Below are 19,777 nucleotides of genomic sequence, written 5' to 3'. Positions count from 1 at the left end.
AATCTAAGCCAATTTTCGTTGTAAGCTTGTCATTCCGCCACCATTTATGGCATCAATTCCATTAGATTTTAAAATACTTGCAGCATTTGCAGAGCGCATGCCACTAGCACAATGGGCAATTACAGGTTTGTTTAGTCTTTTAATCTCGTTAATTCTGTTTCCTAGTTCTTGAACCGGAATGTGAATCGCATTTTTTATATGTCCACCTTGGTATTCACTAGGTGTTCTAACATCTAAAATAACAGCCCCTTTTTCTAGGTATTCAGCAACGTTGTTAGTCGATTTTCCAAATAAAGCATCAAATATTCCCATTGTATTTATTTTTGAACAAATTTCCGAAAAGTTTATAAAACCATTCGTAACCAAAGTTACATTATAATTGCGTTCTACTTAAAAATCTTGTAAATTTAGTGTTTTACCTCGCTATGAAACCAGAGACACGTCAACAAGAAATTATTAGAGTAGCCGCTAAACTTTTCAAAGAAAAAGGTTACAGTGCGGTCACCATGCGAGATTTGGCAACTGCTATGGATATAAAAGCAGCAAGCCTTTACAATCACATCAATTCCAAACAAGATATATTAGAAAGTATTATAATTTCTATTGCAGAACAGTTTACAGAAGGAATGTCTTCTGTACGAGAAAGCAATGCTACTTGCATCGAAAAGTTAAAAGAAATTATAGCATTACATGTAGAAGTGTCTAGTACCAATATTTATGGTATGGCTGCTTTAAATCACGATTGGATGCATTTGGAAGCTCGACTAAATTACTACAAAAAGTTGCGTAGCGATTACGAAAATGATTTCAGAAATATTCTAATTGAAGGTATAAAGGCTGGTGAGATTTCAGATATAAAACCAGATGTTATGATGTTTTCAATCTTAACAACCTTACGTTCCCTTTATTTATGGATACCGAAAAAGGAAGATGTAAATCTTCAAGAACTATCTAGTAACCTCAATGAAATTCTTATAAAAGGAGTCATAAAATAGATTTAAATTTATTTACTAACTTTGTCAAACAAACTAACAAGTGTTAGTTAAGTGTTTTTAAAAATACATATGGCACAGTTTTATAAGCTTAAAATTCAAGATATATATAAGGAAACCGAAGATACTTCTGTTATAACCTTTGAAGTTCCTTCAGAATTACATAGTACATTCAAATTTCGTCAAGGTCAACATTTAACTCTAAAAGCAGACATTAACGGAGAAGATGTGCGTCGTTCGTATTCACTTTGCTCAAGTCCATTAGATAGTCAATGGAAAGTTGCTGTAAAGCTCATTCCAGGCGGTAAGTTTTCAACCTATATAAATGACGAATTAAAAGCCGGTGACCAATTAGAAGTAATGTCGCCTAGCGGAACATTTGGAGTAGAGGTCAACGCGTCAAAGCCCAAAAACTACTTGTTTTTCGCAGCAGGAAGTGGCATTACACCAGTCCTCTCAATGGTTAAAGCACATTTAAAAGAGGAACCAAATTCGACATGTAAATTATTTTATGTCAATAAAACCGCAAAATCCATTATCTTTAAAGAGGAACTAGAGCAATTAAGAAACACTTATTTTGGTAGATTCGAAATTTATTATTTCTTAACCAAAGAACGTAGAGATATTGAATTATTAAACGGAAGATTCGATGATGAAAAGATGAAGATTCTTACCAATACGTTTATCGATATTCCAGATACAAGTGAAGTATTTTTATGTGGTCCAGAAAAAATGGTAAACTACGTAAGCGCGTATTTAATAAATAAAGGATTACCAAAAGAACTGATACATTCTGAGTTGTTTGTAACCGGACTTTCAGATGAAGACATTAAGCGAGCAGAACGTCTAGCAAAACAAAATGTAGAAGGAACCGAAGTGGTTATCGTCGATGGGGGAAAAGAATTCACCTTCACCATGACTAAAGAATACGATAATATCCTCGACGCAGCCTTAGGCGCAGGAGCAGATTTGCCATTCGCCTGCAAAGGTGGTGTTTGTAGCACCTGCAAATGCGAAGTGAAAGAAGGCGCAGTCGAAATGAAAATAAATTACGCGTTAAGCGATAAAGAAGTTTCACAAAACCTAGTCTTAAGCTGCCAAGCAGTACCAACAACAGAAAAGGTAATTGTAGATTTCGATGTGTAAATAAGACTTGTCATTCCTGCGTAGGCAGGAATCCATAATATTTTGAAAAAGAAAAATTAGAGTTCAACAAGCTAAAGTCCAACAGCCAATAGCTAAAAGCTTAAAATCATGAGTGAAGAACAAATAAAAAATCTAGAAGTACAATTCGAAGCACGTATCGCAAGAGACGAGAAAATCGAACCAAAAGATTGGATGCCAGAAAAATACCGTAAAACGCATATTAGGCAAATGTCGCAACACGCACATTCCGAAATTGTAGGGATGCTTCCCGAAGGAAATTGGATTACAAGAGCACCTTCTTTGCGACGAAAAGTAGCACTTTTAGCTAAAGTTCAAGACGAAGCTGGTCACGGTTTATATTTGTATTCCGCTTGTGAAACCTTAGGGATTTCTCGCGATGAGTTATACGATCAATTGCATTCAGGTAAAGCAAAATACTCTTCCATCTTTAATTACCCAACAGTAACTTGGGCAGATATGGGAGCTGTAGGTTGGTTAGTCGATGGCGCTGCAATTATCAATCAAGTGCCATTATGTAACACTTCTTATGGACCATACGCAAGAGCAATGGTTCGTGTATGTAAGGAGGAAAGTTTTCACCAACGTCAAGGTTTTGAAATCATGATGAAGTTGGCAAACGGAACACCAGAACAAAAAGAATTAGCACAAGATGCTTTAAATCGTTGGTGGTGGCCAAGTTTAATGATGTTAGGTCCTACAGATGCAGAATCTATTCATACAGAACAATCCATGAAATGGAAATTAAAGCGTAAGTCTAACGACGATTTACGTCAGCAATTTATTGATCAAACGGTTCCTCAAGCCGAATTAATCGGACTTACAATTCCTGATCCAGATTTAAAATGGAACGAGGAACGCCAAAGCTATGATTTCGGTGAAATTAATTGGGATGAGTTCTGGCAAGTAGTAAAAGGCCATGGACCAATGAATAAAGAACGCATGAAAGCTAGAGTTGGTGCATGGGAAGAAGGAGAATGGGTTAGAGATGCGGCTATGGCACATGCCGAAAAGAAGCAAGCAAGAAAACAAAAACAAGCAATTTAAATTTTATCGTCAATTCGAGAGATTTTCTGTCAGTTTATGAGCAGTCGAAATCAAAGAAAATTATATCGAGAATAAGATGAAACAAAACATATAATTATGTCTGACAAAAAAAACTGGCCACTTTGGGAAATCTTCGTAAGAAGTAAAAATGGATTAGAACATCGTCATTTTGGAAGTCTTCATGCAGCAGATGCAGAAATGGCTTTAGAAAATGCAAGAGATGTGTACACAAGACGAAATGAAGGTGTAAGTATTTGGGTCGTAGAATCTAAAAATATTACAGCATCAAATCCAGAACACAATGGTGAAATGTTTGAGCCTGCTCAAGATAAAGTCTATCGTCACCCAACATTTTATGATTTACCGGACGAGGTAAAACATATGTAATAATTGTCATTCCTGCGAAGGCAGGAATCTCATTAAGAGAATCTAAATCTCATTCAGAACAAAGGAAGAATCTTATTATTAATAAGTACGTCACTTCGAGTGATTCCGATTTTTTATTGGAATTATATCGAGAAGTAATTAAATAGATACCCATTTTTATGGGCACTTAAAATGAAACAAAACCTATACAACTATATATTAGGAATCGCAGACAACAGTCTAATCCTAGGACAAAGACTAGGAGAGCTCACAGGACATGGACCAAGCCTAGAAACAGATATTGCCTGCACCAATATCTCATTAGATTTATTCGGACAAGTGCGAAGCTATTTTCAATATGCAGCAAAAATTGCAGGAGATAACAGAACTGAAGATGATATAGCAATGCTTCGTAAAGAACGAGAATATGTAAATGTATTGTTGGTAGAACAACCCAATAGAGATTTTGCATATACCATGGCACGTCAGTTCTTATTCGATATATATCATTTATTGTTTTTACAGGAATTAGAAAAAAGTAAAGATTTAACTTTATCAGCTATTGCAACAAAATCAATTAAAGAAGTGAGTTATCATGAACGTTTTTCAGGAGACTGGATAAAACGTTTAGGTGATGGAACAGAAGTAAGTAAAGCAAAAATGCAAGATGCTATTGATGGTTTATGGACCTATACAGACGAATTATTCCATCAAACTGAAGCAGATAAAGCAATGGTTGCAGAAGGAATTGGTGTTGATGTTACAAAACTGAAAGAGACCTATTATAAAAAAGTAAATGAAATTTTAGAAGAAGCAACACTCGAAATCCCGGAATCAAAATGGTTTCAAAAAGGTGGAAAAGAAGGCATTCACACCGAACATTTAGGGTATTTATTAGCAGAGCTTCAATATATGCAACGTGCGTATCCTAATATGGAATGGTAACACAAATTCCTCAGAAGGCAGATAAATATTTTGGTTCAGCGAAGCTAATCTCAAAAATTAAAACAAAATGTCACTTCGAGTGATTCCGATTTTTTTTATCGGAATTGTATCGAGAAGCAATAAAGCAAGATTCCCGTTTTTACGGGAAATGAATATGACAACAACAGAACAAAACATAGACCAAATCTTAATTCCAATTCTGGAACAGGTTTCAGATCCTGAAATCCCAGTATTATCAATCATGGATATGGGAGTGGTACGTTCTGCAGTCATAGAAAGCAATATTGTAAAAGTAGAAATCACACCAACGTATAGTGGTTGTCCAGCAATGGATGTTATTGGAGACGATATTAAAGCAGCATTAAAAGCCGCAGGATACCACTCTGAGATAGAATTAATTCTCGCACCAGCTTGGACCACCGATTGGATTACACTTAGAGGAAGAAAAGCATTAGAAGATTATGGCATAGCAGCACCTTTAGATGCAGAAGCAGATAAAGATGTATTGCTTGAAGGAAAGCGCATTGTTAAGTGCACCAATTGTGGTTCACAGAACACAAGATTAGTAAGTCAGTTTGGTTCCACAGCATGCAAAGCACAATTTCAGTGTGACGACTGCCAAGAGCCATTTGATTATTTTAAATGTCTAAAGTAAAGGAACTTCAATTCGAGTAAAATTGTTTTTTAGCAATTTTGTATTGAGAATATATAAAAGTTTTGTCATTCCTGCGAAGGCAGGAATCCACAATAAAAGAAAAACATATGAATAAAAGCATTCTTTTAAAAATAGAAAATAAAATAGCGTACATCACGCTAAACAGACCAGAAGTGTTCAACAGTTTTAACCGTGAAATGGCTTTTTTGCTTCACGATACTTTAGATGCTTGTGAAACAAATGATGAGGTTAGAGCAATTGTTCTTACAGGGAGTGGAAAAGCATTTTGTGCAGGACAAGATTTAAAAGAAGTTACAGATCCAGATTTAAACCCTGGATTCAAAAAAATATTAGAAGAGCATTACAATCCTATAATTACAAGAATTCGTGCGATTAAAAAACCAGTTATAGCAGCAGTAAATGGTGTTGCAGCAGGAGCAGGAGCAAATATAGCCTTGGCTTGTGATATTGTTGTTGCTCATGAAAAAGTAAGTTTCATTCAAGCGTTTAGTTTAATAGGTCTGGTTCCAGATAGTGCCGGAACATTCTTTTTACCAAGATTAATCGGATTTCAAAAAGCATTAGCATTAGCCATGTTAGGCGATAAAATTTCAGCAGAAGAAGCAGAGAAAATGGGAATGATTTATAAAATGATTCCATTAGAAAGTTTTGAAGAAGATGTCAATAAGTTAGCTTTGAAACTGGCAAACATGCCTACAAAAGCATTGGGTATGATTAAAGAATTATTCAATAAATCGATGACCAACGATTTAGAATCTCAATTAGCGTTGGAGTCTAAGTTACAAATTGAAGCCGCACAAAGTGAAGATTATAAAGAAGGAGTCGCAGCATTTATAGAAAAACGTCAACCAAATTTTAAAGGAAACTAAAGTTTTGTCATTCCTGCGAAGGCAGGAATCTATTATAGGATGAACAAACAAACACTCATAGAAGCGCACAACCGAATAAAACCTTTTATTCACCAAACACCAGTGCTAACCTCAGAATTGCTAAATAAAGAGGCAGGCTGTAATCTATTTTTCAAATGTGAGAACTTTCAAAAAATGGGAGCCTTTAAAATGCGAGGAGCAGCAAATGCAATTCTTTCACTTTCTGATGCGGAAAGAGAACGTGGTGTGGTAACACATTCCTCAGGTAATTTTGCCCAAGCAGTTTCATTAGCAGCTCAAAAGTTACATGTGAAGGCATACATTGTAATGCCAGAAAATGCACCACAAGTCAAGAAAAATGCAGTTAAAACTTATGAGGGTGAAATTATAGAATGTGAATCGACACCACAAGCAAGAGAAGCAACAGCTAATAAAGTTAAAGAGGAAAAGGGAACATCATTTTTACACCCATCTAATCAAGATGAGGTTATTTATGGTAATAGTACAGCAGCAATTGAATTATTAGAAGAGCAACCAGATTTAGATATTATCCTAGCACCTGTTGGTGGAGGAGGTCTTATTGCAGGAACTGCTTTGGCAACACATTATTTCTCTGAAAAATGCAAAGTAATTGGTGCCGAGCCTAAAGCTGTTGATGATGCATATCGATCATTAATTTCCGGTAAAATAGAAACGAATACTACGTTTGCGACTATTGCAGATGGACTTCGAACAAATTTAGGTGACCGCAATTTTCCAATTATTCAAAAACATGTAGAGAAAATAATATGTGTAGAGGAAGAGGAAATTATCAATGCCATGCAGTTGATTTGGGAACGTATGAAGATTATTGTAGAACCATCAAGTGCAGTAGCTTTTGCAGCTGTATTAAATAACAAAGAAGAATTTGCAACTAAAAACATCGGAATTATTATTTCTGGTGGTAATGTAGATGTGAAAAATCTGCCATTTTAGATAACTGTCACCCTGAGCGCAGTCGAAGGGTATCAATAAAAAAAATAATTTGTCATTCCTGCGTAGGCAGGAATCCACAATAAAAGTAAAAACATGAACATAGGAATTATAGGTTCAGGAACCATGGGAAGCGGCATCGCACAAGTAGCAGCAACTTCTGGTTGTCAAGTAAAATTGTACGACACCAATCAAGGAGCTTTAGATAAAGCAAAAGCTTCATTAGAAAAAATATTGAATCGTTTAATTGAAAAAGGAAGAATAGATACTGCTGAAAAAAAGAGAATAGAATCTAATATTTCTTATGTAGATACATTAATAGATTTAGCAGATTCTAATCTAACTATCGAAGCGATTATTGAAAACCTAGATATCAAGAAAAAAGTATTTTCAGAATTAGAAACTTATGTGTCTGACGATTGTATTATTGCATCAAATACGTCAAGTTTATCAATAGCATCAATTGCAGCATCACTTAATAAACCAGAGCGTTGTGTAGGTATTCACTTTTTCAATCCAGCACCTTTAATGAAGTTGGTTGAGGTCATTCCAGCCATTCAAACATCTAAAGCAGTACTTGAAAAAGCGATTCAAACAATTTCCGATTGGAAAAAAATAGTAGCAGTTGCCAAAGACACGCCAGGGTTTATAGTCAACAGAGTCGCAAGACCATTTTATGGTGAAGCCTTAAGAATATACGAAGAAGGGTTAGCAGACTTTGCAACCATTGATCATAGTCTAAAATCTTTAGGTGATTTCAGAATGGGACCATTTGAATTAATGGATTTCATAGGAAACGATGTCAATTACACCGTAACCGAAACCGTATTTACGGCGTTCTATTTCGACCCAAGATATAAACCTTCATTTACGCAAAAGCGTTTTGCAGAAGCCGGTTATTTAGGTCGAAAATCAGGAAAAGGATTTTATGATTATGATGCAAATGGAAGAAAAACAGAACGAACATCTGTCTCGTCGAGCGCAGTCGAGACGTCTCTTTCTGAAACTATTTTCAACCGCGTCCTAGTCATGCTCATCAACGAAGCAGCAGATACCTTATTTTTAAACATTGCATCAGCTGAGGATATAGACAACGCCATGACTAAAGGTGTTAATTATCCAAATGGATTATTGGCTTGGGCAGATGAAAAAGGAATCGATTGGTGTGTGCAAAAAATGGACGAATTATATAACGAATATCACGAAGATAGATACCGTTGTAGTCCGTTATTACGTAACATGAAAAAAGAAAATAAAACGTTTTTTTAATATAACGTCAGTTCGAGTGAAATTGCTTTTTCTGCAATTTTGTATGAATAATATAATTACAACGATTTGTCATTCCGCACTTGATGCGGAATCCACAATAAAAGATAATAATTAAATAAGATTCCCACTTTCGTGGAAAGTAAACATGAAACCAGAGCAAATTCCACATAAAATGCTTTCCCAAGATGCCTACAGCACTTGGCTAGGAATAGAAATTCTAGAATGCGAAATAGGCCGTTGCAAAGTAGCAATGACCATTAGAAAGGAAATGCTAAACAGCATGAATAAAGCACATGGTGGTATCAGTTATTCATTAGCCGATACGGCTTTCGGATTTGCAGCAAATACCCATGGTAAATATGCCGTTTCTATCGAAACAAGCATTAATCATATTGAAGCCTTAAACGAAGGTGATTATATTGTAGCAGAATCTGTAATAGAATCTGTGAAAAACAGATTAGGATTTAATATTATTGAAGTAAAACGAGGAGAAGAATTAGTAGCACTTTTTAAAGGTGTCGTTTATAGAACTCAAAAGGATTGGGAATAAAATAGTAAAAATATAAAATTATGAAATGGAAAGGTAGACGACAAAGCGGGAATCTTGAAGACCAACGCGGCATGGGAACTAAAGGTAAAGTAGCAGCAGGTGGAGGAGTCATTGCTGTTGTCGTTATTCTATTGCAACTTTTTGGAGGAGAAACAGGACAACAATTAGCACCAATCATAGAGCAGGTAGCTAATAGTCAAACCACTCAGCAAGTAGAACAAAGAGATTTAACTAGAGAAGAGCTTGAAATGGGCGATTTTATGAACGCAGTCTTGGTAGATACAGAAGATATTTGGAATCGACTTTTTAGGGAATATAACCTAGGTGATTATAAAGAACCAAAACTTGTTTTATTTACAGATGCCGTAAGTACAGGTTGTGGAAATGCAAGTGCAGCTTCAGGTCCTTTTTATTGTCCAGCAGATCAAAAATTATATATGGATATGTCTTTCTTTGATGAACTAAAAACACGTTTCGGAGCTCAGGGAGGTGATTTTGCAATAGCTTATGTTACAGCGCACGAAGTTGGTCACCATATCCAAACCATTCTTGGGACATCTAACAAAGTAAGACAGTTACAAAGCCAAACTAACCAAACAGAAGCCAATAAACTCTCAGTGGCACAAGAGTTGCAAGCCGATTTTTACGCAGGAGTTTGGGCACATCATAATAAGCAATATCTTCAAGCAGGAGATATTGAAGAAGCCATGAGTGCTGCCAATGCAGTTGGTGACGATGCCATTCAAAAAAGAAGTACTGGAAGTGTTAACTCAGATAGTTTTACACATGGTACGTCTCAACAACGTATGGAGTGGTTTATGAAAGGCTACAACACAGGAGATATTAGAAATGGAGATACGTTTTCTGCACTTTTAGATTAACCAATTCCAGCTAAAACAAGACAATCTATTGTTTATAACAATTTGTCATTCCTGCGTAGGCAGGAATCCACAATAAGAGTAAAAATATTAATTTGAAATAGAAGAATCAATTTCAATATCAATTTCAAAAATGAAAGAAGCATACATAATAGACGGCATTAGAACACCAATAGGAAATTACAAAGGCACATTATCTGCGGTAAGAACAGACGATTTAGGAGCATTAGTAATTTCAGAAATCGTAAAACGTAATCCAAACATTCCTAAGGAAGCTTACGACGATGTTATCATGGGATGCGCCAATCAAGCAGGAGAAGACAATCGTAATGTAGCGCGTATGTCATCACTTTTAGCAGGATTACCATTCACAGTTCCTGGAGAAACTGTAAATCGTTTATGTAGTTCAGGATTATCAGCAATTATTCACGCAAATCGTGCCATAAAAGCTGGAGATGGAGACGTCTTTATTTCTGGTGGAGTCGAGAATATGACGCGCGGACCATACGTCATGGCAAAACCATCTACGGCTTTTGGAGGCGATTCAAAACTATACGATTCTACTTTTGGGTGGCGTTTTATCAATCCTAAAATGCAACAAATGTATGGCACAGACGGCATGGGAAATACAGCCGAAAATCTTGTAGAGAAATATAATATATCAAGGGAAGATCAAGATAAGTTCGCACTTTGGAGCCAGGATAAAGCGACTAAAGCACAAGAAAACGGACGTTTCGCAAAAGAAATAGTTACTGTAGAAATTCCACAACGCAAAAAAGACCCAATCCTTTTTTCGAAAGACGAATTTGTAAAACCTAACACGTCCTTAGAGGTTTTAGGAAAACTAAGACCAGCATTTAAAAAAGAAGGCGGCAGTGTCACGGCAGGAAATTCATCAGGATTAAACGATGGAGCGGCAGCAACAATCATTGCTTCCGAAGCTGCCGTTAAAAAATACAATCTAAATCCGATAGCAAAAATTGTAAGCTCTGCAGTCGTTGGTGTTGAGCCTAGAATTATGGGCATCGGTCCTGTTACAGCTTCCAACAAGGCGCTAGAAAAAGCAGGCTTAACTATGGACGATATGGACATTATTGAACTCAACGAAGCTTTTGCGGCGCAAGCTTTGGCGTGTATTCGTACTTGGGGATTAGCAGACGATGATGAAAGAATAAATCCAAATGGTGGTGCGATTGCCATTGGTCATCCACTTGGGGTTACAGGCACCAGAGTAGCCTATTCTGCCGCTTTAGAATTGAAAGAACAAAACAAAAGATACGCCTTAATCACAATGTGTATTGGCGTTGGACAAGGTTATGCTGCCATAATCGAAAATGTGAATTAAGTTATTTATATGTTTTTAAAAAAAATAAGATTTCTTTTTCTAAGCGTAATTTTCGTTTTTGTTTCATGTCACGAAACAAAATCTAAAATTGTTTCAAATCCTATTAAACATACAGGTAAGACGGTAGTTAGTGAGAAAGAAGATAGTGCTGTTAAATTAAAAGCGGATAGCATTATCGATATTTCTGGTAGCTATGAATTAATAAAAGGGGAAACTTTTTTTGTAGATGCAAAACGTAAAGCAATCCACGATAGTGAATTAATTATAAACCGTCTTTCAGAAACCGATTTTGGATTCTATTCTGCTTATAAAGAAAAAGATATTACACCGATTAGTGATTTTGGTGTGCTAAAAAGTTTTAAAAATAAATTTTATTTAATAAAAATATGTAATGGAAATGGATTGGGGTTCGATGCTTATGCTCAAGAAAATTTCACAGCAGGAACTTACCTCTATAATCAAGTGATGATTAGAAAAAATAAGAATCTACTTTCTGTAATAGAATATGGAGGTAATTTTAGAAGGTATCTAATTTATAAGAAAAAGAAATCTGGTTCAGAAGGTGATATTTCATTACAAAAAACATTAGAAAAGGCTAAAAATGATCTTAGAAATTATACGATAGAATACAATAAAGTACAGGAATACGACAAAAACAAATTACAAATAGAATATATTTTTAAAGATAGTATTTGGGTTTCTAAACATAAGCATAAAGAAGAATATGCATCTTTCGATTATCTGCATACTTATACAAACCCCTACCAGAACGGTAGATTTATAAAACAAGACAGCATTTTTTATAAAGAATTTAATGCTTATAAATAAGATAAAGACAACATCAAGTTTCCGTGAAAACGGAAATCTCACAAAATAAACCAAAAAGTTTATGAGAAAAATAGAACATTATGTAACTGGTTCTTGGACAACAGGTAAAGAAGAAGGTGCACCAATCTTAGATGCTGTAACTGGCGAAGCTTTTGCTAGCATTGCCATCGAAGGTTTAGAAGTTCCAGAAATTCTAAACTACGGTAGAACAAAAGGAGGAGAGGTTCTTCGAAAAATGACATTCCAAGAACGTGGAAACATGCTTAAAAGTTTAGCTTTATATCTTACCAAAAGAAAAAATGCATTTTACGAATTAAGTTACAGAACAGGAGCAACCAAAGTAGATAGTTGGATCGACATCGAAGGTGGTTTCGGAAACCTATTCGCCAATGCTTCTCTAAGAAAACTTTTTCCAAATCAGCCATATCACGTAGAAGGAGATGCTATCGATTTATCTCGTGGCGGACGCTTTATGGCACATCATATTATGGTGCCCAAAAAAGGAGTTGCAGTGCATATTAATGCATTCAATTTCCCTGTTTGGGGAATGTTAGAAAAGTGCGCAGTAAACTGGATGGCTGGAGTGCCAGCAGTAGTTTTACCAGCACCTTCATCTTCTTATTTAGCTGAAGCTGTAGCAAAAGAAATAATAGCATCCGGTATTTTACCAGAAGGCGCACTACAAATTATAAACGGAACCGTAAAAACTATTTTAGATACGGTAGAATCTCAAGATGTAGTAACCTTTACAGGTTCAGCAAAAGTAGGACGCTTATTAAAAGCGCATCCACAATTAATACAAGAATCTGTACCATTTACAATGGAAGCCGATTCTTTAAACGCATCCATCTTAGGAGAAGATGCCGTTCCAGGAACACCAGAATTCGACTTATTTATAAAAGAAGTCCGAAAAGAAATGACAGTTAAAGCAGGACAAAAATGTACTGCAATACGTAGAATTATTGTTCCGCAAAATTTAGTGGAAGATGTGCAAACTGCATTATCTAAACAATTAGATAAAGTCAGTATTGGAGATCCAAGATTGAAAGAGGTTAGGATGGGATCGCTAGTAAGTCATCAACAAGTGCAAGCAGTTAGAGATTCTGTAAATGATTTATCTAAAGAAGCACAAATTGTTTATGGAAGTTTAGATGAAATAAATACAATTGGAGCAGACGCTAAAAAAGGTGCTTTTATTAGTCCTATTTTATTACGTTCTGATCACCCTTTTGAAAATACAATCATTCACGAACGTGAAGCATTTGGTCCAGTAAGTACCATTATGCCATATAAAAACCTAGACGAAGCAATTACTTTAGCACAAATGGGTAAAGGTTCATTAGTGTCTTCAATTGCAACTAATGATGACAATATTGCTAAAGAGTATGTAATTAATGCTGCATCTCATCACGGTCGTATTATGGTAGTTAATCGCGATATGGCTAAAGAAAGTACAGGTCATGGTTCGCCATTACCATATTTAGTTCATGGAGGTCCAGGTCGTGCTGGAGGTGGAGAAGAAATGGGCGGCATGCGTGGCATAAAACATTATTTACAGCGCACAGCAATCCAAGGTTCGCCAACTACAATTACAGAAATCACTGGTATTTACCAGCAAAATGCAAAATATAAGGAAGCAGAAATGCATCCATTTAAATACCATTGGGAAGACATCCAGCCAGGAATGTCTATGAAAACCCATAGACGTACATTTACAGATACAGATATTATCAATTTTGCTAACGTCACTTGGGATCATTTTTATGCGCATACAGATATTACATCTTTAGACGGAAGTATTTTTGAACAAAGAACTGCGCATGGTTATTTCATTATTTCAGCTGCAGCAGGATTATTTGTGTATCCAAATAAAGGGCCAGTTTCAGCAAATTACGGATTAGAAGAATGTCGATTTCTTCGTCCGTTATATCACAACGATACGATTTACGTACGTTTAACATGTAAACAAAAAGTAGATAGAGATGTCGCTTCAGCGGAACATCCAAGCGGAATTGTAAAATGGTATGCCGAAATTTTTGATGCTAATACCGATGAGAAAGTAGCATTCGCAACAGTCTTAACTATGGTTCAGAAAAAGCAAGAAGTTTTAACTGAAATGACTGAAGATAAAATCAGCGAATGCCTTTATGCGTTAAAAGAAGATGCAAAACCTAAATGGGGAATTATGACACCTCAGCATATGATTGAGCATTTAGAATACACTTATAAAATTGCTTCTGGAGAAATTCAGGATTTTGAAATAGCAACACCAGAAAAGATTTTAGATAAAGTCCATAATAGTTTATGGAACTTTGATAAATTCCCAAAGAACTCTCAATTTCCTCAGTTAGAAAAAGACACTTTAGATACATTAAAGCATCCTGATTTAGCTACAGCTATAGATAAGTTTAAAGCACAACGCGAAAAATATTTAGAGTATTTTAAAGAAAATCCTGAGGCTAAACTAAAGAATTTAGTATTCGGAGAATTGAATAAATACGAATCGTATTTGTTAGAAAGAAAACATTTAAATCATCATTTTGAACAATTTGGATTACTATAATTATTAATAGAAAGTCACTGCGCACGTGTTGCGCAGTCGCATTAATGTTAACGGAAAACTTTAATGCATTCGCTTAAATTGAAACGTAATGTCTAAAAAGTATTACACATACATTCTAACACATGAAAGAAATCACATCTTTTATGTTGGTGTAACAAATAATATGGAACGAAGAATGAGTGAACATAAGGCAGCAACTTTTGGAACTCATGTTGGACATTATAATATTAAAAAATTAGTTTATTTTGAAGAGCATTCTGATATCAGAATTGCAATTCGAAGAGAAAAGACCATTAAGAAATGGAAAAAAGAATGGAAGAAGAATCAAATAACGGAAATGAATCCTGAGTGGATTGATTTGAGTTTAGGCTGGGATCTTTCCAAATATATTAAGAACTAAAATAATACGAATGCGCAACAAGTGCGCATTGACATACTAAGAAAATGAACACACCATACGTAAAACTAGAAATCAAAAATGAAGTAGGCTACATAGAATTCTTTCATCCTGCTCACAATTCTCTTCCAGGAGATGTATTAGCAAAATTAGCAAAAACAATAACCGAAGCAGGAGAAAACAACGCCATTAAAGTGGTTGTTTTAAAAAGTGGAGGAGACAGAACCTTTTGTGCAGGAGCAAGCTTCGAAGAATTAATAAACATCAATGACGCTGCTACAGGAAAAGTATTCTTTTCAGGTTTCGCAAATGTAATTAATGCGATGCGTAAATGTCCGAAATTTATTATTGGTCGTATACAAGGAAAAACTGTTGGTGGCGGAGTTGGGCTAGCAGCTGCAACGGATTATTGTATGGCAACAAAGTTTGCTTCAATTAAGCTAAGTGAATTAAATATTGGTATTGGACCATTTGTTGTCGGACCAGCAATAGAACGTAAAATGGGATTAAGCGCTATGTCTCAAATCGCAATAGATGCAAATACATTTTACACACCAGAATTCGCAAAACAAAAAGGATTATATACTCATGTTTTCGACACAACTGAGGCATTAGACGAAGCTGTAAAAACAATGGCAGAACATTTATGTACTTACAATACAGAAGCCATGTTAGAAATGAAAAAAGTATTCTGGCAAGGAACTGATGATTGGGATGTGCTTCTTGCAGAACGTGCAGGAACAAGTGGAAAACTAGTTTTGAGTGAGTTCACTAAAGAAAAATTAAAAGGATTTAAATAAAAATTTCATTGCGAGGACGAAAAACGTGGTAATCTCTAGATGAGATTCTTCGCTTCGCTCTGAATGATAAACTCGACAAAAAAAATGGCAATTTATTCATTCAAAGGTTACACACCAGTAGTACACAAATCCAGTTTTGTCCATCCTTTAGCAGCAGTTACTGGTAATGTTATTATCGGTAAAAACTGCTACATTGGTCCAGGAGCAGCTATTCGTGGAGATTGGGGACAAATCATTTTAGAAGATGGTGTAAATATCCAAGAGAACTGTACTGTGCATATGTTTCCTGGTAAGTCCATCACACTAAAAGAAAGTGCACATGTGGGACATGGAGCGATAATTCATGGTGCAAATTTGGGTAGAAATTGCCTAATAGGAATGAACACCGTAATCATGGATGATGCCGAAATTGGAGACGAATGTATCATTGGAGCCATGTCGTTTGTAAAAGCAGAAACAAAAATTCCATATCGAAGTTTAGTCGTTGGAAATCCTGCAAAAATAATCAGAGGAGTTACCGATGAAATGATTGATTGGAAAACAAAAGGCACCCAATTATATCAGCAGTTACCAGCAGACTGCCATGAGAGTTTAAAAGAAGTTGAGCCATTAAGAGAGGTGCCAGAAAACATGAAAATTCAAGATGATATTTATAAAACACTTCGGGAAACGTTCAAAAAATAAAATGACGTCTCTTCGAGTGATTCCAATTTTTTATCAGAATTGTATCGAGAAGCCCAGTGTTTTTCAATTTGAATATTAAAGACCTGTCATATTTTCAAAATTTTACAGGACTACAAAACCCGACTCAAATCAATCTCATTGGTCTCTTTACTCGTCGATAAAGCAATCAAACTTTGAACATTTCCTAGATAAGGAAGTAGCGTCAATTTTGAAATAATGAAAGTTTCATAAGCCTCAATATCCTCAACAACCAACTTTAGTAAATAGTCAAAATTTCCACTGACGCGATGGCATTCTACAACTTCCGGAAAGTTGTTGATTTCCTTTACAAACTTTTCTAAATAACTTCGCGTATGACCTTGCAACGTGATTCCTATAAAAACAGTCAGTTTTAAGCCAATTTTCTTGTTGTTTAAAACAGCAACATATTTTTCAATATAACCTTCTTTTTCAAGTTTTTTAATGCGTTCAAATATTGGTGAAGTGCTCATGCCGAGTTCCTCAGCAATACTTTTTGTTGTTCGATTGCTATTCTTTTGAAGTATAGCTAACAGTTGTGTGTCTATTTTATCGAGTGTATATGGCATGAGAAAATAAATTGCTTTAAAGCAGTAAATTTAATGATTAAAAGTCTAATAATCTGTAATAGTATTTAATTTAAGAATAATATCCTTTTTAATGGTAAATTAAAAGATTTTAACAATTGTATAATTCAATATGCATTATCTTTAATTCTTAGAATCCTAAACTACGATAGCTTGAAGAATTTCGAATTAAAGATGCCTAAAATGGGCGAAAGTATAACCGAAGGCACCATCATCAATTGGTTGATTTCTGAAGGAGACTCTTTCGAAGAAGGAGATATTATACTAGAAGTAGCAACAGATAAAGTAGATAACGAAGTGCCAGCACCAGCAGCAGGAACTTTAATTAAAACCATGTTTCAAGCTAAAGATGTCGTTCCAGTAGGAGAAGTTCTTGCGATTTTAGAAGTTTCAGAAGTGAAGAAATCGAAAGTACAAAATGAACTTAAAGCTGCAAGTTCGAGCGCTGCTGAGAATAAGGTAAAGTCTAAAAGACCAAAGCCAGTACAGCAGGCTTCCAACTCGAGTTCTACTTCATTTTCAACATCAAACGCAAACACCTTCTTTTCGCCATTAATCATCAAAATAGCAAAAGAACATCACATCAGCTTTGAAGAATTAGCACGAATTCCTGCAACAGGACACGAAGGTAGATTACGCAAAAGCGATGTATTTCAATATATAGAAGAAGGCAGACCATACAAATTTGCACAACCAGTAACCGAAAAAGACCCAACAGCTTACAGAATTCCACAATTAAATTTCGATAAAGGCAAAGGAAAAGTCATCGAAATGGACAGAATGCGCCAAATGATTGCAGATCACATGGTGTACTCAAAACACACATCACCTCACGTTACAGCTTATGTAGAAGCAGACATGACGAATATGGTAAACTGGAGAAATGCAAATAAAGTCGCTTTTCAAGAAAAGTATGGAGAACGTTTAACCTTTACACCATTATTTGTTGAAGCCGTAGCTAAAGCAGTAAAAGATTTTCCAAATATAAATGCCTCAGTCGATGGTAATAACATCATCGTTAAAGAAGATATCAATATAGGTATGGCAACAGCTTTGCCAAGTGGTAACTTAATCGTTCCTGTAGTAAAAAACGCAGATAGAAAAGATTTAAAAACCATTGCAGCTAACGTAAATGAATTAGCTGGAAAAGCAAGAGAAAACAAATTAGCAGGCGACGATATTAAAGGCAGTACCTTCACAATTTCTAACGTAGGAACTTTTGGGAGCGTTATGGGAACACCAATTATTAATCAACCAGAAGTTGCCATTTTAGCATTAGGAATAATAAAAAAACGACCAGAAGTTATCACTACTGAGAAAGGAGATGAAATAGCTATTCGTAGCATGATGTACTTATCGCTTTCTTTCGATCATCGCGTAGTAGACGGATTCTTAGGAGGAAGTTTTGTAAGAAGAGTAGCAGATTATTTCGAACAATTTGATACTAATAGAGAAATATAAATCATTTGTCATTCCTGCGAAGGCAGGAATCCACTATGAAATAATAAATTAAATAGATTCCTGCCTACGCAGGAATGACAGCAAATTATGAGCCACAACATATCTATACAAAAAGTAACCGAATCTAAAGTCTCAAACATAGACTTCAACAACATACCATTAGGTACAACATTCACAGACCACATGTTTATTTGTGATTATAACAATGGCGTATGGGAAAATCCAAGAATAGAACCCATGGGAATGATTCCTACACATCCAGCAGCCATGGCTTTACATTACGGACAAGCCATTTTCGAAGGCATGAAAGCAACTGTAGATGCCAATGGGAACCCTATGCTTTTCAGACCATCAAAAAATGCAGAACGGTTAAATTTTAGTGCAGACCGAATGGGAATGCCAAATTTTCCAGAAGATTTATTTGTAGAAGGCTTAAAACAACTAGTTACAATAGAACAAAATTGGATTCCACCAATGGACGGAAGTGCACTCTATTTAAGACCATTTATGTATGCCGACGAAGCTTTTATAGGTATGCGAGCAGCAACACATTACAAGTTTATAATCATGGCATCACCAGCTGGTCCATTTTTCACTAAACGTATAAAATTGTGGGCAGAAAATAAATATATACGTGCAGCCTCAGGGGGAACAGGAGAAGCTAAAGCTGCTGGAAATTACGCAGCAGCCATTCGTCCAACAGAATTAGCAAAAGCCAAAGGATATGACCAAGTATTGTGGTTAGATGCTGTAGAACATAACTATATCCAAGAAGTTGGCACCATGAATATTTTCTTTAAAGTCAACGGAAAATTCATCACACCAAAACGCGATGGTTCCATTCTAGATGGCATTACCAGAATGAGCGTTATGGATATTTTAAGAGATAAAGGTTACGAGGTTACAGAACGCGCTATAACCATTCAAGAAATCCGAGATGCTTCAATTGACGGTACATTAGAAGAAGCTTTCGGAACAGGAACAGCCGTTGGTATCGCTTACATTCAAGAAATAGCCATGGGCGAAACAATAATTCATGTATCAGATAAAAGTCCAGTAGGTTTAGAAGTTAACAATACTCTAAACGCTATCAAAACAGGTAAAATTGAAGATAAATTTAATTGGATGATTAAAATTGAAAACCAATTAGCTTAAAGTAATTTGGGCGTTACCACAAGGGTCGGGCTTTCGGCAGTCGCTTTTTTTGAGAAAAACAAAAAAGAGCTTCAACAAATGCCTCAACTGCGAAGCAATCACGAGTTCATATTTATTAAATAAGAATGAACGAGTAATCCCTAACGCAAAAACACCCCTAAAGTCCCCTCAAGGGGACAATAGTTCTAAGATTATTCAAGGATTGTCCCCT

General features: G+C 35.6%; 21 protein-coding genes. 19 read left to right on the top strand and 2 right to left on the bottom strand.

The annotated features are described in order from the left end of the window. Positions 1 to 3: 3 nt before the first annotated feature. On the bottom strand, positions 4 to 312 hold the full coding sequence (locus HM985_RS03920; RefSeq protein WP_179375001.1) for a rhodanese-like domain-containing protein: 309 nt from the start codon (positions 310 to 312) through the stop codon (positions 4 to 6). A 113-nt stretch (positions 313 to 425) separates the two neighbouring features. Here HM985_RS03920 and HM985_RS03915 point away from each other — a divergent pair, with 113 nt between their 5' ends. The 17 genes from HM985_RS03915 to HM985_RS03835 all read left to right on the top strand — a co-directional run bounded on the left by HM985_RS03915 (position 426) and on the right by HM985_RS03835 (position 16,345). Next, complete coding sequence (locus tag HM985_RS03915; RefSeq protein ID WP_179375000.1) at positions 426 to 995, top strand: TetR/AcrR family transcriptional regulator; 570 nt, start codon at positions 426 to 428, stop codon at positions 993 to 995. A gap of 69 nt (positions 996 to 1,064) precedes the next feature. Next, on the top strand, positions 1,065 to 2,138 hold the full coding sequence (locus HM985_RS03910; RefSeq protein WP_179374999.1) for an FAD-binding oxidoreductase: 1,074 nt from the start codon (positions 1,065 to 1,067) through the stop codon (positions 2,136 to 2,138). 108 nt (positions 2,139 to 2,246) lie between these two features. Beyond that, the gene (gene paaA / locus HM985_RS03905; RefSeq protein WP_179374998.1) at positions 2,247 to 3,203 is read left to right on the top strand and encodes a 1,2-phenylacetyl-CoA epoxidase subunit PaaA; all 957 of its coding nucleotides are present in this window, start codon (positions 2,247 to 2,249) and stop codon (positions 3,201 to 3,203) included. Between the two features lie 96 nt (positions 3,204 to 3,299). After that, the gene (gene paaB / locus HM985_RS03900; RefSeq protein ID WP_173586540.1) at positions 3,300 to 3,590 is read left to right on the top strand and encodes a 1,2-phenylacetyl-CoA epoxidase subunit PaaB; all 291 of its coding nucleotides are present in this window, start codon (positions 3,300 to 3,302) and stop codon (positions 3,588 to 3,590) included. Between the two features lie 171 nt (positions 3,591 to 3,761). After that, the gene (gene paaC / locus HM985_RS03895) at positions 3,762 to 4,514 is read left to right on the top strand and encodes a 1,2-phenylacetyl-CoA epoxidase subunit PaaC (protein ID WP_179374997.1); all 753 of its coding nucleotides are present in this window, start codon (positions 3,762 to 3,764) and stop codon (positions 4,512 to 4,514) included. A gap of 154 nt (positions 4,515 to 4,668) precedes the next feature. After that, positions 4,669 to 5,169 (top strand): 1,2-phenylacetyl-CoA epoxidase subunit PaaD, encoded by a 501-nt coding sequence (gene paaD, locus HM985_RS03890; protein WP_179375598.1) that lies wholly within the window; start codon positions 4,669 to 4,671, stop codon positions 5,167 to 5,169. Positions 5,170 to 5,276: 107 nt separating this feature from the next. Then, positions 5,277 to 6,059, top strand: a complete 783-nt coding sequence (locus tag HM985_RS03885) for an enoyl-CoA hydratase-related protein (protein WP_179374996.1) — start codon at positions 5,277 to 5,279, stop codon at positions 6,057 to 6,059. A gap of 39 nt (positions 6,060 to 6,098) precedes the next feature. Beyond that, a complete protein-coding gene (locus tag HM985_RS03880) occupies positions 6,099 to 7,034 on the top strand; it encodes a pyridoxal-phosphate dependent enzyme (protein WP_179374995.1) in 936 nt (311 codons plus the stop codon). Positions 7,035 to 7,127: 93 nt separating this feature from the next. Beyond that, positions 7,128 to 8,300, top strand: a complete 1,173-nt coding sequence (locus tag HM985_RS03875; protein ID WP_179374994.1) for a 3-hydroxyacyl-CoA dehydrogenase NAD-binding domain-containing protein — start codon at positions 7,128 to 7,130, stop codon at positions 8,298 to 8,300. 145 nt (positions 8,301 to 8,445) lie between these two features. Further along, positions 8,446 to 8,850, top strand: a complete 405-nt coding sequence (locus HM985_RS03870; protein WP_178985810.1) for a hotdog fold thioesterase — start codon at positions 8,446 to 8,448, stop codon at positions 8,848 to 8,850. Positions 8,851 to 8,870: 20 nt separating this feature from the next. Continuing rightward, positions 8,871 to 9,731, top strand: coding sequence for a KPN_02809 family neutral zinc metallopeptidase (gene ypfJ, locus HM985_RS03865; RefSeq protein ID WP_179374993.1), 861 nt, complete (start codon positions 8,871 to 8,873; stop codon positions 9,729 to 9,731). 130 nt (positions 9,732 to 9,861) lie between these two features. After that, positions 9,862 to 11,073, top strand: coding sequence for a 3-oxoadipyl-CoA thiolase (pcaF, locus tag HM985_RS03860; RefSeq protein ID WP_179374992.1), 1,212 nt, complete (start codon positions 9,862 to 9,864; stop codon positions 11,071 to 11,073). A gap of 9 nt (positions 11,074 to 11,082) precedes the next feature. After that, positions 11,083 to 11,901, top strand: coding sequence for a hypothetical protein (locus HM985_RS03855; protein WP_179374991.1), 819 nt, complete (start codon positions 11,083 to 11,085; stop codon positions 11,899 to 11,901). Positions 11,902 to 11,962: 61 nt separating this feature from the next. Beyond that, the gene (paaZ, locus tag HM985_RS03850) at positions 11,963 to 14,464 is read left to right on the top strand and encodes a phenylacetic acid degradation bifunctional protein PaaZ (RefSeq protein WP_179374990.1); all 2,502 of its coding nucleotides are present in this window, start codon (positions 11,963 to 11,965) and stop codon (positions 14,462 to 14,464) included. 88 nt (positions 14,465 to 14,552) lie between these two features. After that, on the top strand, positions 14,553 to 14,864 hold the full coding sequence (locus HM985_RS03845; protein WP_178985807.1) for a GIY-YIG nuclease family protein: 312 nt from the start codon (positions 14,553 to 14,555) through the stop codon (positions 14,862 to 14,864). A 44-nt stretch (positions 14,865 to 14,908) separates the two neighbouring features. Further along, entirely contained in the window at positions 14,909 to 15,661 is a 753-nt protein-coding gene (locus HM985_RS03840; RefSeq protein WP_179374989.1) for an enoyl-CoA hydratase/isomerase family protein, read from the top strand. Between the two features lie 84 nt (positions 15,662 to 15,745). Next, positions 15,746 to 16,345 carry an acyltransferase gene (locus HM985_RS03835; protein ID WP_179374988.1) on the top strand — a complete coding sequence of 200 codons (600 nt, stop codon included), beginning with the start codon at positions 15,746 to 15,748 and terminating at the stop codon, positions 16,343 to 16,345. Between the two features lie 110 nt (positions 16,346 to 16,455). Here the strand turns inward: HM985_RS03835 and HM985_RS03830 are convergent, their stop codons facing one another. Continuing rightward, entirely contained in the window at positions 16,456 to 16,932 is a 477-nt protein-coding gene (locus HM985_RS03830) for an Lrp/AsnC family transcriptional regulator (RefSeq protein WP_179374987.1), read from the bottom strand. A 201-nt stretch (positions 16,933 to 17,133) separates the two neighbouring features. Here HM985_RS03830 and HM985_RS03825 point away from each other — a divergent pair, with 201 nt between their 5' ends. Further along, the gene (locus HM985_RS03825; protein ID WP_246284968.1) at positions 17,134 to 18,411 is read left to right on the top strand and encodes a dihydrolipoamide acetyltransferase family protein; all 1,278 of its coding nucleotides are present in this window, start codon (positions 17,134 to 17,136) and stop codon (positions 18,409 to 18,411) included. A gap of 87 nt (positions 18,412 to 18,498) precedes the next feature. Next, a complete protein-coding gene (locus HM985_RS03820) occupies positions 18,499 to 19,566 on the top strand; it encodes a branched-chain amino acid aminotransferase (protein ID WP_179374986.1) in 1,068 nt (355 codons plus the stop codon). Positions 19,567 to 19,777 lie beyond the last annotated feature (211 nt).

It is taken from the genome of Winogradskyella wichelsiae, from assembly GCF_013403925.1.
Classification (GTDB): Bacteria; Bacteroidota; Bacteroidia; order Flavobacteriales; family Flavobacteriaceae; genus Winogradskyella; species Winogradskyella wichelsiae.
This window is presented reverse-complemented; position numbering and strand designations above follow the sequence as displayed.